The following is a 13,207-nucleotide window of genomic DNA, read 5'->3' on the forward strand; positions in this document are numbered from 1 at the left end:
ATTGAAGGAATCTTGAACGCAACGTAGCTTTTCCATCATCGGAAACACCGAACCGAAGGAGAGCACAATGCAGAAGTTCGACACCCCCGCCCCCGTCTCGACCGTCCTGGACATCCCCGCGGGACGTATCTGGTTCATCGCCGCCGATCGGGCCGACACCACCGTCGAGGTCCTGCCCGCGGACGCCTCGAAGGGCCGCGACGTGAAGGCGGCGGAGCAGATCACGGTCGAATACGGCGACGGGGTCCTGCGCATCGCGGCCCCGGAGGCGAAGAACCGGATCCTCGGCCTCTCCGGGTCCGTCGAGGTGACCGTCCAACTGCCCGCCGGCTCCCGCGTCGAGGCGAAGGCGGCCGGCGCCGAACTCCGCGGCGTGGGACGGCTCGGTGACGTCGCCTTCGAGGGCGCGCAGGGCTCGGTCAAGCTCGACGAGGCCGACAGCGCCCGCCTCACCGGCCTCGACGCCGACATCACGGTCGGCCGCCTGAACGGTCCCGGCGAGATCAGCACCCAGAGGGGCGACGTGAACGTCACCGAGGCCGTACGCGGCACGCTCACGCTGAGCACCCAGATGGGCGACATCACCGTCGGTGCCGCCCGCGGAGTCTCCGCCTCCCTGGACGCCGGCACCACCTACGGCCGGATCAACAACACGCTCAAGAACACCGACGGCACCCCCGGCTTGACTGTCCACGCGACCACCGCCCACGGCGACATCGTCGCCCGCAGCCTGTAAAGAGGAGCAACCCCCATGACCAACCCGGCCATCGCGGCGAACGGGCTGCGCAAGTCCTACGGCGACAAGGTCGTGCTCGACGGCATCGACCTGACCGTCCCCGAAGGAACGATCTTCTCCCTGCTCGGCCCGAACGGCGCCGGCAAGACCACCGCCGTCAAGATCCTCTCCACTCTGATCAGCGCCGACGCCGGCTCCGGCGAGATCCACGTCGGCGGCCACGACCTCACCGCCGACCCCCAGGCGGTCCGCGCCGCGATCGGCGTCACCGGACAGTTCTCCGCCGTCGACGGGCTGATCACCGGCGAGGAGAACATGCTCCTCATGGCGGACCTGCACCACCTGTCCAAGAGCGAGGGGCGCCGGATCACCGCCGAACTCCTCGAGCGCTTCGACCTGGTGGAGGCCGCGAAGAAGCCCACCTCCACCTACTCCGGCGGCATGAAGCGCCGCCTTGACATCGCCATGACGCTGGTCGGCAACCCGCGGATCATCTTCCTCGACGAGCCGACCACCGGCCTCGACCCCCGCTCCCGCCACAACATGTGGCAGATCATCCGCGAACTCGTCACGGGCGGCGTCACCGTCTTCCTCACCACCCAGTACCTGGAGGAGGCCGACGAACTCGCCGATCGCATCGCGGTCCTCAACAACGGCAGGATCGCCGCCGAGGGCACCGCCGAGGAGCTCAAGCGGATCGTCCCCGGCGGCCACGTGCGACTCCGGTTCACCGACCCGACCGCGTACCAGTCCGCCGCCGCCGCGCTGCGCGAGGCCACCGGGGACGACGAGGCGCTCGCGCTGCAGATCCCCAGCGGCGGCAGCCAGCGCGAACTGCGCTCCATCCTCGACTGGCTGGACGCGGCCGGTATCGAGGCGGACGAGCTGACCGTGCACACCCCCGACCTCGACGACGTGTTCTTCGCCCTGACCGGCACCAGCGTGCCCAGCCTGCCCAGCCAGCCCAAGGAGGCTGTCCGATGAGCTCCCTGTCCCTCGCCGTACGCGACTCGTCCACGATGCTGCGCCGCAACCTCCTGCACGCGCGCCGCTACCCGTCCCTCACTCTGAACCTGCTGCTCACCCCGGTCATGCTGCTGCTGCTCTTCGTCTACATCTTCGGCGACGCGATGAGCGGCGGCGCGGGCCGCTCCGCCTACATCGCCTACATCGTCCCCGGCATCCTGCTCATGACCATCGGCTCCACCGTCGTCGGCACCGCGGTGTCCGTCTCCAACGACATGACCGAGGGCATCATCGCCCGTTTCCGCACCATGGCCATCCACCGCGGCTCCGTGCTCATCGGTCACGTCATCGGCAGCGTGCTGCAGTCGGTCGCCAGCGTGGTCCTCGTCGGCGCCGTCGCCGTGGCCATCGGCTTCCGCTCCGCCGACGCCACCGCCCTGGAGTGGCTCGCGGCATTCGGGCTGCTCGTGGTCTTCGCCCTGGCGCTCACCTGGATCGCCGTCGGGATGGGCATGGTCAGCCCGAACGCCGAGGCGGCCAGCAACAACGCGATGCCGCTGATCCTCCTCCCGCTCATCTCCAGCGCCTTCGTCCCGGTCGACGCGATGCCGGGCTGGTTCCAGCCGATCGCCGAGTACCAGCCCTTCACCCCGGCCATCGAAACCCTGCGCGGGCTGCTGCTCGGCAGCGAGATCGGCCACAACGGGTGGCTCGCGGTCGCCTGGTGCCTGGGTCTCGCGGTGCTCGGCTACTTCTGGTCGGCTTCGAAGTTCAACAGCGACCCGAAGTAACCGCCGTGGCAGCGCGGGCCGCCTCCCGCAACTCGTCACTCCCCAGGGCGGCGTACTCCGACACCGCGTCGGCGTACGCCGCCCCGTCCGCGTCGGCGGCCACCCGCCGGGCCCGGGCAGACAGACATCATCGGCCGGAACTCCCGTAGCACGCCGAGCCGTTCGGCCGGCACGAGCAACGGCACTGCGCATCGGTCACCGACGGCCCGAACCGTGTCGGAGGGTAAGGGCTGTGCCGTAATCCCTCGTGGGCGCGAGGCAACACGGCCGATGACGCGCCTCGTACGGTCTGCCGTTTCATTCGGGGCCGGTGCGAAGGAGGGTCGAACCGAGGTACTTGACGGCGAGCAGTGCGACTTCCAGATCGGTGTGGCCTTTCTGGACCGGGTGTCCCAGGATTTCCTCGGCTTTCCGAATGCGGTACTGCACGGTGTTCTTGTGGAGGATTTGAGCGCCGGCGGTGGCGGTGTAGCTGCAGCCGGTGCCCAGGAATATCTGCACGGTCTCCCGAAGCCGTGCGCTGTGCTCGTCATCGACGGCCAACAGACCCAGGACGCCCCACACCCAAACACGCATGTTGTCGATGTTCGTGGCCATCAAGGCTATGGGAGCGACCGTGGGGAAATCGGTGAACTGCGGGGCCGGGCTGGCCGCTTCCGCGAGTTCCTGCGTGGACAATGCCTGCCGGTGCGTGGAGCGGAATCCGTCGAGCCCGTAACCCACGCCTCCGGCACACATGCGCACAGAAGGATCGCTGTGCTCGACAGCATTCGACACCTGTTTCCAGGAGACGTCGCCCTGCGAGCCGAGCGGCAGCCAGGCCCAGGACGCAATTGCGTCTCGGGGGACGAACAGCGGCCTGGCGGAGCAGCCCAGCTCATGGGCGATCTCGTCGGTGATCCGGTGGAGTCGAGCAAGGCCATCACCCCCACCCGTCGGTGTGGGCAACCAGGCCACCAGCCCGATGTGATGCTGCTGGAACCGGTAACCAAGTGCTGGTTCGGCCCAGTTGAGGTCGACGTCCTTCTCGGTGAGGATGTCTCGCACGCGCGCGGCGCGCGCGGCGGTCTGGCTGAGCAGCCAGTGATCACGTTCCTGTTGGTAGATCACGATGACATGCTGGGTTACACGGTCGATGTAACCGAAGCTCACCCGCAGCATGCGCCGGTTGGTCGCGGTGGCGAGATCCTCGTCGGTGCCCTGACGCTTGAGTTCGCCCAGAAACCAGTGCAGAAAACGCCAGTGGCCGATCCTGTAGGCCCTGGCCATCGCGCTGAGGGGGACACCTCTCTGAGCCAGCCTCCTGGCGTACTCAAGAGCGGCTGCAGGCCCCTCGATCTTTTCCAGAGGTATGTCGTTCTCGAAAATGTGCAGCAACGTAGCGACATTTTCCCCTACGCTCGCCTGCAGGATTTTGACGACGGTTGCGTCGCCCCTGAGTTCCGGGATCTCGGCAAGGACGTACTCCACTATGTCGCGGCTGATCTCCGTGAGGTGTGACCCTACGTTCTCCGCGACCACGGACAGTTGTTTCGCGGCCTCGGGATTCTCCGCAGCCATACCTCAATCCTACCGAGTGGTTCGTGGCCTATCCGCTTCTACGGGACGCAGATAGGCCGAACTCGGGAAGCCCATCCGATAACCGCCGCGGAAGGCCGTATTGCGGGCCCAGTGGTTGTCGCGCGGTCCACGCCCGGCCTCCGGTCACTGACGGGACCCCGGCGCGCGATCCGAGGGGATCGACTCCTTCCAGCCGTTCTTCGGAAACGCGCGGGTGCCGGATTTCGGGGCGGTCGTCGATCATGTCCTCATGCCCTCATGCCCTCATGAGCAATGAGTCGGTGGGCTTCCTACGCGCCCGACTGGACGAGGAAGCCGCCTTGGCTCGCCGCTGCGACGGGTCAGGCCGCGCGCCCGAAGGAGCGCAGCCGGGTGAAGGAGGACTCCAGTCCCCGCTTCAGCAGCCGCGCCGTCGGCCGTTCCACGAGGCGATGGACCAGCCAGCTCAGGACCAGGAAGCCGGCGATGACGAGGGCGACCAGCAGCCGGGCGTCCATGGCGTCGTGCAGGCGGCTGATCAGTGTCGTGCCGATGGCGTAGTGCATCAGGTAGAGCGGGTAGGTCAGGCAGCCCGCGGTGACCAGCCACCTCCAGCGGATGTGATCGGTGAAGCCGAGCGCGACGGCGACCATGACGAGCAGGAACACCGTGAAGATCAGCACGGATCCGCGCCAGCTGGAGACCCCTTCGTGCGCGACCCGCAGCCCCAGCTCCCGCTGGCCCATGAGCAACGCCATGGCGAGGATGCCCCATAGCAGCAGGTCCTGGCCGAAGCGGTGCATGAGGTAGAGGGCCAGACCCGCGATGAAGTACCAGGCACCGCTCGGGTCGGCCGCCAGCACCAGCAGCGGGAACTTGGACACGGGGGCGAGCATGGCGGCCGCGCCCCACACGCAGCAGAACACGACGACCCTGCGGTAGGTCAGCCCCATGGCGACCATGACCATGAAGAGCAGGTAGAACCGCAGCTCCGACCAGAGGGTCCAGTAGACGCCGTCGACGTTCGGCACGCCGGAGCCCGACTGCAACATCGTGAAGTTGAGCAGGATGTCCCGCCCCTGCGGCCGCCCCCACACGCCCGGCAGGGCGACCAGGACGGCCACGGTGAGGGCGACGGCGACCCAGTACGCCGGGTAGAGGCGAATCACCCGGGAGACGAAGAAGTCCTTCGGAGTGCGGCCCCAGCACGACATGCAGATCACGAAGCCGCTGATCACGAAGAAGATTTCCACGCCGATCCAGCCGAAGGACGCGAAGCGGAACACCGTGGGCATGATCTCGGACACCGGCCGGCCCCAGAACGCGTTGCCCGGCTGGTTGACGCGGGAGGTACCCGCGTAGTGGTGCAGGGCCACCATGAGGGCGGCGACCAGGCGTATGCCGTCGATGACGTACAGCCGGGGTCGTGCCCGCCCGGCCATGACAACCTTCCGCGCCGGGCGCCTCCGCGGCGGTGGCTCGGCGACCGCGACGCCGCCACCTTCGAGCGAATCGACGGCCGGGGGAAGCGGTTGCTGATACCTGCCCTGCATCACATCTACGCCATCCTGACAAGTGGAACCGACGGAACCCTGGCCCCACGGGCCACAGGCACCTCACGGTACGTCCCTGAAAACCCACCCAATCCGGATAGGCAGCGGCGATTCGGACACGCGAGAGTCGACCTTCGGGAGACTCTCGCGGATACGTCACGCCACGTTCTCCGCCACTTCACCCACCGAGCATGCGACCCTCGCGGATTTCTGGTCCTCCGCTGCTTCACGTCGAGCCCGTACGAGCCGGTCGGGGCCGGCCGTCACCACCTCGCGCTGCCGCTCGAGGTCCGACTCCGCGGGCCCTGGCATGAAGCTGTCCTGCGTCGTGCAGCATGTTGACACCGAAGCCTCTGTTTCGGACGCCGTGCCGCTGGCATCGTTTTCCCCGCAAGCACGGTCCGGTGAATTCGGGGGAATCAATGACCGCCGATGCCAGGCGCACTTCGCAACGCGTCATCCACTGCGCCGAGCCGTCCTTCTCGGCCGAAATTCCCTCGTTCGCCGGCAGTTCGTTCACCCGGCGCACGATCCGGTGAACGGGTGGCAGTGATCCGGACCGTAAAGAGAGAACAGGGGAGAACATGAAGAAGGCAATCCCCGCTGCCGGTATCGCACTCGGTGGTGCGGCTTCCCGCTCGGCATCCTGGTACCACGGCTGCGCCCATGGGCCGCCGTCGCGTCCATCCATCGAGCGGTCCCTGCGTGAACGGCTGCGGCGGCCGGAAAAGGACGCCTGCGATACGACCGCCCGGGGAGCGATGGAAAATACTGGTCGATCGTCAGGCCGGTTGTCTGCGAGCGCATTTCAGATCGAACCCATGGCAATACGCGAACGGTGGAGTCAACTGTGGCAATGGTCGGGCTGTTCTGGGTCTCCGAGGATGCGGTCCACGTCGGTGCACCACCTGGTGAGTCGGCCCCCGGTGTCCGGTTGGCCGCCGCGGGCCTCGATGCGGTCGGACCCGGGTCCGGCACCTGGAAGTGGGCCGAACTCAGCTCGGTGACCGTCGTCGGTGCGCCGGTGAGAGCGACTCCCGGCCGGCAGCTGTCGATGACGCTGGACGTGGTGCTCGGGGCCATGGGGCTGGGCGGACCGGAGGGCCCGGCCGAGATGACCGTACGTGTCCAAGCATCCGACGGTGTGGCCGAGTTGCTCGTGCACTCGGCCGCCGCCGGCGCGTACACCCCTCGTGAGATCGAACTGTCCCATCAGGTACTGCACCGCTTCGTCGCCGGGACCCTCAGTCCCGCGGTTCTCAGCGCATGGGGGCGTGCGCACGGTACGGGGAAGACTCCGCGCCCCACCGAACGCGAGACTCTTCTCCAGCAATGGGCGCAGTCCTGATGGCGGGCCTGTCGCTGCGGCCCGTTCCGGTCTGCGTGCTCAGGAACTCGGCTCCGCCGCTGGCCAGGCACGGGCACGATCCGGCCGCCTTCGTCGAGATCGGGTCCCTGACCAAGGTTCTCACCGGCACCGTACTGGTACGGATGGTCCGGGCGGGCCTGCTCGGCCTCGACGACGCGGTGGAGCAATGGCTCCCGATGCAGCCCGGATCGGGCATCACGCTACGGAACCTGGCAGACCACACCTCGGGCCTGCCACGGCTGCCACCGGGCCTGACCGGCCCCGATCCCTACGCGGCCTTCGACGAGGACGCGCTGCGGGCCCTCCTGGGCCGAATCGGGGAGGTCACCGTGAGGCAACCGGGTCAGGAGGCCGAGTACTCCAACCTCGGCTACGCCGTGCTCGGTGCGGCCCTCGTGTCCGCGGCCGGGCGTCCGTACGAGGAATTGGTCCGTGAGCACGTGCTCACGCCGCTGGGGGTGGACGAGGTGACCGCGCATCCGCCCGCCGATCGACTGCTTGGTGCGCGGAGCCTGTTCGGCAGAGAACGCGACCGGTGGACATTGGACGGGCCGATGCTGTCCGCAGGGGGGCTGTGGGCCACGCCTCGCGCGCTCGCCACCGTGGTCACCGGACTGCTGCTCGAGCGCGCGCTGGGCGAACCGGCACCGTCCTGGCAGTCGGCGGGGCCACTGTTGTGGCACAACGGGGCGACCCGCGATGCCTCGGCCTTCACCGGGGTGATCCCCCGGACGGGGAACTGGGTGCTGGTGCACCGGCTCGGCGGATCGCCCGACCGCACCGACAAGATCGGACTCGGCCTGCTCGCCGCCGGGAACACGGCGGGACAGAACGAAGGCGAACGCGCATGACCGGCATCGACGCCGCGGTCGTCGGCACCGGCCCCAACGGACTCGCGGCCGCCGTCACGCCGGCACGCGCAGGCCTGAGGGTGGAACTGTACGAGCGCGCCGACGACATCGGCGGCAGGCTGCGCAGCAAGGCGCTGTTCGACGAGGACGTCATGCACGACATGTGCGCCGCAGTGCATCCGATGGCCATGGCCTCGCGATTCTTCCGCGAGTTCGACCTCGGCGCGCGCGGCGTCGAATCGCGAGGCGGCCGGCCAAGGTCGGCTGAGGTCGCTGCGGCTGAAACACTCCGTTCACGGTGAACCAATATGTGTGTTCGCGAAGTGAGAAATCAGAACAAGGCGCAATGAGGGTATCTCATACAACAGGCCGAGCGAAATCATTCACCACGCAGAGCCGATCCCACCGTGCTACTGTCGATGTCAGTTGCAGTTGTGGTTCCCAAAAACTTCAAGTGCCTCCACCGGCCCTTCTGCCGTTGAGAGCGCTTTTGTATTTCCGGTCATTTTCCGGGCGGGGCAATCATCGCGCGACGCGGAGTCCGCACAGTGCGGACTCCGGGCACTGCCCCGAAGGAGATTCGACATGGCATCTGGCACCGTGAAGTGGTTCAACGCAGAAAAGGGCTTCGGCTTCATCGAGCAGGACGGTGGCGGCGCTGACGTGTTCGCCCACTACTCGAACATCGCCGCCCAGGGCTTCCGCGAGCTGCAGGAAGGCCAGAAGGTGAACTTCGACATCGCGCAGGGCCAGAAGGGCCCGACGGCCGAGAACATCGTTCCCGCCTGACGCTGACGCGTAGTACGAGCCGGGTCCCGCACCTTGGGGTGCGGGACCCGGTTCGTTTCATTTGAGGGTGCAGCCCTCCCCCGCAGCCCCCGGCACCACCAGCGGCAAGCATCGCGGAATCGCCGCCTCATCGCATGGGGCGCCCCATCCGGCTCCACCAGACGAATATTCCGTATGAGATTCCACTCCGGAAATTCGATCCTGACGCCCGAGACTCTGCACGCATTTCGGCGACTGACGCTGTTTCTGCTGCCACTCTGATCAACTTCGCTTTTCACTTCGGCCCGTTCTCGCGATTCACCGTGCTGCTCATCTGCTGCGGGAATTCCTTGATACGCGCCGCATCGAGGAAGGTTCCGCATGAACCTCACACGCACGAACAACCGCTTCTCCCGCACCCGTACGGGTGGCGGCTGCGCCGATGGCTCCGGTGGCGGCGACCGGGGCAGGCGCTTCGGCTCGTCGGCCGCATCACCGGCGCGCAGGCTCCCTCGGGAGTCCCGGTCGTCATCACGGCACCGGTGACCGAGCGCCCCGAGCGCAGCGGTGCCTCACGCCCTCGGCGCGGCCGCCCCTCGCAGGCGCCGCGCCGTACCGCCCAACGGCACTCCGCCTTCGACGCGGCAACCTAAGGGCTGTCCCGTAGAAACCTCGCGATCAGGACGCTGGTCCTCGCAGAAGACACCTTTTGACGGTGGGTCAAATGCATCCCCGCCCGGCGAGCACCACCCCAGGAACAGCACGGTGGTCTCCTGCCGAACCGCAGCACCCCGCCCGGACCGTTCCCCCTCCACTCCCTGTGAGGCATCATGCGCTGTGTCATCGCCCGCTTCCCGTTCGAGCTGACCAAGAGCGGCGTGCTGGAATCGATGAAGGCCGTCAAGCCCGAGCCGATCACCGGCGACTCCGTGACCATCGGTCGCCGTCAGTACCCCGCCAAGCAAGTGGGTGAGGTCATCACCCGCCAGGACCGCCGTGATTTCAGTGCCGGTGAGGTCGTCCGGGCCATGGCCCACCTCGGATTCACCTGCCGCACCCTGCCCAAGGCCGCACCCGCCCGCGTCCTCAGCCCGTTCCAGCAGGCTTCCGCGATGCTCGGCACGCCTTTGTCCGTCTGACCGACGGGCAGGCGCAAGCCGACGTCTGAACAGCGAGGAGGCCCGGTCGGCGCGCGCCGACCGGGCCTCCTCGCGTGTCGTGCGATTCCCGTCCTGGCGGGGCTCAGTGATAGCTGAAGTCGCCCACGGTCCAGGCGCTGACGTCCTCGATCGAGACCCGGTACATCCCGCCTGTCTCCGGGATCCCCACAGCCCCCTGCAGAATCCGTGCGACGTGGAAGTGCAGATGCGTGGGCGGCCCGTCCTTCCGGGTGGAGGCGGTGAAGGTGCCGGCGAACTCGCCCAGGTGGGCCGAATCCGTCAGGACCTCCGACACCCGCTGTCGCCAGACGGCTTCGGGAGCCAGCCGACCGGTGATGACAGTGCCACCGGTGACCACGGTCAGGGACATCTGATTGCTTTGCCCGGTCTCCACCAAGGCGGCGACGTCAACGAGCAATTCGTCAGGCTTCGACATGAGAGCCGATTCTATTCACCGGGACCGTCCGGCGAGCTTCGGCAGTGGGGCCATCGGCTGAACGCCGAAGACCGCCGCGCCGCGGCAGACACGGACGAGAGCTCCGGCTGAGCCCGTCAGCGCTCGGAGCCGACGACCTGCGGACGCGAGTGTGCGCACACCCGGAGAGCGAGAGCGGCACCCACGTCTCCTCCAGCCGCTGATCGCCGGCGGGGCAATTCCCGAGTCCGGAGGGCGAGTTCGATTCCCTTCACCCGCTCCACGCAAATGTCCCGGTCCGGTGGCCCGGGGCCGGTGAAGTCCAGCCGCTCATCCCGGTATTCGTGACGACATGTCCGGGAGCAGGACGCATCACCGCCAGCAGATCTTTGCAGCAGCGTCACAAGGGCTGCGCATCACCTTCGGCGCGTGCCAGTAGCGTTACTGCCCGCTCGATCCCGCGTGCGAACTCGAGACAGGTCGCCGGCGTCCCTGGCGGCGCAGCCATCACAGAAAAGATCGCAGATGGACTACTGCTCCGCGTGCCGCCGAATTCTCAATGGGGCGCTCGTGTGTCCGGGGTGCGGCGCATACGCTCCCGACATAGCCCCGCCCGCCGATCGCTCCCACGGCACGGCCGCCTCCGCCGCAACGGCGAGTCAGGCATGGCGCGTGGAGGAATGGCCTGCTCCGGGGTCGTACACCGGCACTCATCACGCCGAGGCGGACCCGATCGGCAGCGGCGCGCCCGGAGGCGCGACGGCGGACGCGTCGGCCACCGGTGCGTCCAGCGGCCCCGAAGGCACTGCCTCCACCGGGCAGGGCCGGGCGGCTCGGCGTCGGCAGCTGGCGCGCTGGAAGAAGAACAAGCGTCGGGCCGTGGCCGCAACGGCCGTTGCCCTTGTCGGTGGCGGCCTGACCGTTGCCGCGCTACCGGCCACCAGGTCGTCCAACAGCCACACACACGCGGCCTCACCGCCGGAGCCGGTGACCGCGGCCACCCCCCGGACAGCGACCACCGACTCGGTATCGGAGCAACCGGACACCCAGGTTCCGCAGCATCCCAGCCCCCACCGCCCGGCGACGACGAGCCGGCACCAGAGCGCCACCGTCGCCCTGCCGCACACCGCGACGCCGAGCCGACAGCCGAAGGCCGCCGCCACGGCCGCCTCTCCCGCGACCTCGAGCGCCACGCCGGACACCACACCCGAGTCGGCCGACGGGACGCACACGGGCAACGCCGAGACCCCGGCCCAGGCTCAGGCCCCGGCCCCCGAGACGACTCCGCCCGCTTCCACCGACCACTCCGGCGCAGGCCCATCGGGTGTGCACCTGCTGCCGATCACGTCGGCGGGTGATCCGACATCTCCGACGCAGATCTGTCTGATCGCTGTGTGCATCGGCTGACAGCTCCGTCGCCCTCGCACACAGACGTCCACGTGCGCGGACGAAGAAGCGGTCCCTCCCCGTCCGCGCCCTGACGGACAGCGCCACCGTGACCCCAGGGATGCGTGCGGCAGAACGGCGGCGAGCCTGGCCGCTTCCTGCGCGCCCGCCGGGCTCGGGTGGCCCCCGAACAGGCCGGTCCCGCAGCAGGCCGCGGCCTGCGCCTCGCGCCCGGTCGTCGCACCGCAGGCTGCGGCTGATGATGGGAGTACGGCCGAGCACTCGGAGCTGATCATGACGGGTTGGTTTGTCAGGGACTACTCCCAGGACGATCTCGAGGCGGTGATCCTCCTGGACACGGAGAGCGGCACGACCGGAGAGCCTCCCCTCTTCCAGCTCTCCGACACCGTGGCGGCCCTCCAAGCCCTTCATCCGGCCGTGGTGGCCATGGCGGACGATGTGATGATCGGGGCTGCGGTGAGCAGGGTGGAAGGCGACAGGGCGTGGATCCTGCGTATCTGCATGGCCCCGTCCTGGCGGCATCGAGGTCTGGGCAGTGCCCTGATCACCACCCTTGAGCACCGGCTCTTCGCCGGTGGCGTCCGGACGGTGCACGCGGTACTGCCCGAGGGCGAGACCGGTGCCGTCGCTCTGCACAACTGCGACTTCGGCACCCGCTCCGGCCTGGTGTTCTTCGAGAAGCGTGGGCCCGTGACCCCTCAGGCGATCAGCATGCTGGCCGCCCTCGGTGCGGAGCTGCCGCCCGGGGGGCTGTGGCAGAAGGTCGCGGGCATGGAACGGGAGAAACAGCTCATCGAGCGGCGTCTGGTCCTGCCGCTGGCCCATCCCGAACTGGCCGCCCAGCACGGGGTGGAGCTGCCACGCGCGGTCATGCTGTTCGGTCCGCCCGGGACGGGCAAGAGCACTTTCGCGCACGCGATCGCCAGCCGCCTGGGATGGCCCTTCGTCGAACTGTTCCCCGCACGTCTCGCCGCCGAGTACGGGCTGGCGACCGGGCTGAACCGACGGTTCGACGAGATCGCCCAGCTCGACCACGCGCTGGTCTTCATCGACGAGGTCGAGGAGATCGCCGCCGAACGCAGCGGTGCGGACGCGACCGCGGTCGGCATCGTCAACGAGCTGCTCAAGGCGATCGTCCGGTTCCGCAGCCAGGACGGCCGACTGCTCGTCTGCGCCACCAACAACGTGACCACGCTGGACCCGGCCTTCCTGCGGCACGGTCGCTTCGACTACGTACTGCCCATCGGCCCTCCCGACCACACGGCCCGGGCCGCGCTGTGGGAGAGCTACCTGGCACGAGCGGGCGCGGAGGCCGACAACGCGGCACTCGCGTCCGCCAGTGAGGGATTCACGCCCGCCGACATCGCCCACGCCGCACGTACCGTCTCGCAGGCCCAGTTCGAGCGCACCATCGACACCGGAACCCGGGCCCGCCCCACCACGGACGACTACCTGGAGACGATCGGCGCGACCAAGCCCACGGTCAGCAGCACCATGGCCCAGGAGTTCTCCGACCAGAGCGACAGGTTCGCCCGCATCTAGGGCCTCTCGTTTGGATCATGCTGGGCCACGGTGCTGCGGCGGTTGTCGCAGCACCCCGCCCCACCGCGGCCGCGGTGAGAACTCGGTCACCTCCGCGCAATGAAATGTGC

At 68.4% G+C, this 13,207-nt stretch carries 13 protein-coding genes and 2 pseudogenes; 11 read left to right on the plus strand and 4 right to left on the minus strand.

The genetic code is table 11. The annotated features are described in order from the left end of the window. Positions 1-67 precede the first annotated feature (67 nt). Genes OHB49_RS20810 through OHB49_RS20820 form a run of 3 tightly spaced genes read left to right on the plus strand, consistent with a single transcriptional unit; the run spans position 68 to position 2,493 of the window. Positions 68-736 carry a DUF4097 family beta strand repeat-containing protein gene (locus OHB49_RS20810; RefSeq protein WP_329162097.1) on the plus strand — a complete coding sequence of 223 codons (669 nt, stop codon included), beginning with the start codon at positions 68-70 and terminating at the stop codon, positions 734-736. 15 nt (positions 737-751) lie between these two features. After that, positions 752-1,720, plus strand: a complete 969-nt coding sequence (locus OHB49_RS20815) for an ATP-binding cassette domain-containing protein (RefSeq protein ID WP_329162099.1) — start codon at positions 752-754, stop codon at positions 1,718-1,720. Continuing rightward, positions 1,717-2,493, plus strand: coding sequence for an ABC transporter permease (locus OHB49_RS20820; protein ID WP_329162101.1), 777 nt, complete (start codon positions 1,717-1,719; stop codon positions 2,491-2,493). Before OHB49_RS20815 ends, OHB49_RS20820 begins: the two co-directional genes overlap by 4 nt. A gap of 297 nt (positions 2,494-2,790) precedes the next feature. Here the strand turns inward: OHB49_RS20820 and OHB49_RS20825 are convergent, their stop codons facing one another. The 3 genes from OHB49_RS20825 to OHB49_RS20835 form a co-directional block, all read right to left on the minus strand. Then, a complete protein-coding gene (locus OHB49_RS20825) occupies positions 2,791-4,053 on the minus strand; it encodes a PucR family transcriptional regulator (protein ID WP_329162103.1) in 1,263 nt (420 codons plus the stop codon). Positions 4,054-4,394: 341 nt separating this feature from the next. Continuing rightward, positions 4,395-5,585, minus strand: a complete 1,191-nt coding sequence (locus tag OHB49_RS20830; RefSeq protein ID WP_443079547.1) for an acyltransferase family protein — start codon at positions 5,583-5,585, stop codon at positions 4,395-4,397. Positions 5,586-5,741: 156 nt separating this feature from the next. Then, complete coding sequence (locus OHB49_RS20835) at positions 5,742-5,897, minus strand: hypothetical protein (RefSeq protein WP_158711183.1); 156 nt, start codon at positions 5,895-5,897, stop codon at positions 5,742-5,744. 538 nt (positions 5,898-6,435) lie between these two features. Here OHB49_RS20835 and OHB49_RS20840 point away from each other — a divergent pair. The 6 genes and pseudogenes from OHB49_RS20840 to OHB49_RS20865 all read left to right on the plus strand — a co-directional run bounded on the left by OHB49_RS20840 (position 6,436) and on the right by OHB49_RS20865 (position 9,712). Continuing rightward, complete coding sequence (locus OHB49_RS20840; protein ID WP_329162107.1) at positions 6,436-6,933, plus strand: hypothetical protein; 498 nt, start codon at positions 6,436-6,438, stop codon at positions 6,931-6,933. After that, positions 6,918-7,805, plus strand: a complete 888-nt coding sequence (locus OHB49_RS20845) for a serine hydrolase domain-containing protein (protein WP_329162109.1) — start codon at positions 6,918-6,920, stop codon at positions 7,803-7,805. Before OHB49_RS20840 ends, OHB49_RS20845 begins: the two co-directional genes overlap by 16 nt. Then, a pseudogene (locus OHB49_RS20850) lies at positions 7,802-8,044 on the plus strand (NAD(P)-binding protein); the annotation flags it as partial. The gene OHB49_RS20845 and the pseudogene OHB49_RS20850, both read left to right, overlap by 4 nt. Positions 8,045-8,390: 346 nt before the next feature. Further along, complete coding sequence (locus OHB49_RS20855; protein ID WP_014047008.1) at positions 8,391-8,594, plus strand: cold-shock protein; 204 nt, start codon at positions 8,391-8,393, stop codon at positions 8,592-8,594. Positions 8,595-9,061: 467 nt separating this feature from the next. Further along, positions 9,062-9,226, plus strand: a pseudogene (locus tag OHB49_RS20860) (DEAD/DEAH box helicase); the annotation flags it as partial. A 177-nt stretch (positions 9,227-9,403) separates the two neighbouring features. Further along, positions 9,404-9,712, plus strand: a complete 309-nt coding sequence (locus tag OHB49_RS20865) for an SCO5918 family protein (RefSeq protein ID WP_030972671.1) — start codon at positions 9,404-9,406, stop codon at positions 9,710-9,712. A 103-nt stretch (positions 9,713-9,815) separates the two neighbouring features. Here the strand turns inward: OHB49_RS20865 and OHB49_RS20870 are convergent, their stop codons facing one another. Then, a complete protein-coding gene (locus tag OHB49_RS20870) occupies positions 9,816-10,169 on the minus strand; it encodes a hypothetical protein (protein WP_030972669.1) in 354 nt (117 codons plus the stop codon). 504 nt (positions 10,170-10,673) lie between these two features. Between OHB49_RS20870 and OHB49_RS20875 the strand changes: the two genes are divergently transcribed. Both OHB49_RS20875 and OHB49_RS20880 read left to right on the plus strand, forming a co-directional pair. Continuing rightward, the gene (locus tag OHB49_RS20875; protein WP_443079548.1) at positions 10,674-11,555 is read left to right on the plus strand and encodes an SCO2400 family protein; all 882 of its coding nucleotides are present in this window, start codon (positions 10,674-10,676) and stop codon (positions 11,553-11,555) included. A gap of 273 nt (positions 11,556-11,828) precedes the next feature. Beyond that, positions 11,829-13,097, plus strand: coding sequence for an ATP-binding protein (locus tag OHB49_RS20880; protein WP_030972665.1), 1,269 nt, complete (start codon positions 11,829-11,831; stop codon positions 13,095-13,097). Positions 13,098-13,207 lie beyond the last annotated feature (110 nt).

This window comes from Streptomyces sp. NBC_01717 (assembly GCF_036248255.1).
Taxonomy (GTDB): domain Bacteria; phylum Actinomycetota; class Actinomycetes; order Streptomycetales; family Streptomycetaceae; genus Streptomyces.

Excerpts from the sequence above, each read along its gene's own strand:
- OHB49_RS20855 (WP_014047008.1), top strand. The coding sequence starts at position 8,391 with ATGGCATCTGGCACCGTGAAGTGGTTCAACGCAGAAAAGGGCTTCGGC.
- OHB49_RS20870 (WP_030972669.1), bottom strand. The coding sequence starts at position 10,169 with ATGTCGAAGCCTGACGAATTGCTCGTTGACGTCGCCGCCTTGGTGGAG.
- OHB49_RS20875 (WP_443079548.1), top strand. The coding sequence starts at position 10,674 with ATGGACTACTGCTCCGCGTGCCGCCGAATTCTCAATGGGGCGCTCGTG.
- OHB49_RS20820 (WP_329162101.1), top strand. The coding sequence starts at position 1,717 with ATGAGCTCCCTGTCCCTCGCCGTACGCGACTCGTCCACGATGCTGCGC.
- OHB49_RS20865 (WP_030972671.1), top strand. The coding sequence starts at position 9,404 with ATGCGCTGTGTCATCGCCCGCTTCCCGTTCGAGCTGACCAAGAGCGGC.
- OHB49_RS20810 (WP_329162097.1), top strand. The coding sequence starts at position 68 with ATGCAGAAGTTCGACACCCCCGCCCCCGTCTCGACCGTCCTGGACATC.
- OHB49_RS20880 (WP_030972665.1), top strand. The coding sequence starts at position 11,829 with ATGACGGGTTGGTTTGTCAGGGACTACTCCCAGGACGATCTCGAGGCG.
- OHB49_RS20815 (WP_329162099.1), top strand. The coding sequence starts at position 752 with ATGACCAACCCGGCCATCGCGGCGAACGGGCTGCGCAAGTCCTACGGC.
- OHB49_RS20830 (WP_443079547.1), bottom strand. The coding sequence starts at position 5,585 with ATGCAGGGCAGGTATCAGCAACCGCTTCCCCCGGCCGTCGATTCGCTC.
- OHB49_RS20825 (WP_329162103.1), bottom strand. The coding sequence starts at position 4,053 with ATGGCTGCGGAGAATCCCGAGGCCGCGAAACAACTGTCCGTGGTCGCG.
- OHB49_RS20845 (WP_329162109.1), top strand. The coding sequence starts at position 6,918 with ATGGGCGCAGTCCTGATGGCGGGCCTGTCGCTGCGGCCCGTTCCGGTC.
- OHB49_RS20835 (WP_158711183.1), bottom strand. The coding sequence starts at position 5,897 with ATGCCAGGGCCCGCGGAGTCGGACCTCGAGCGGCAGCGCGAGGTGGTG.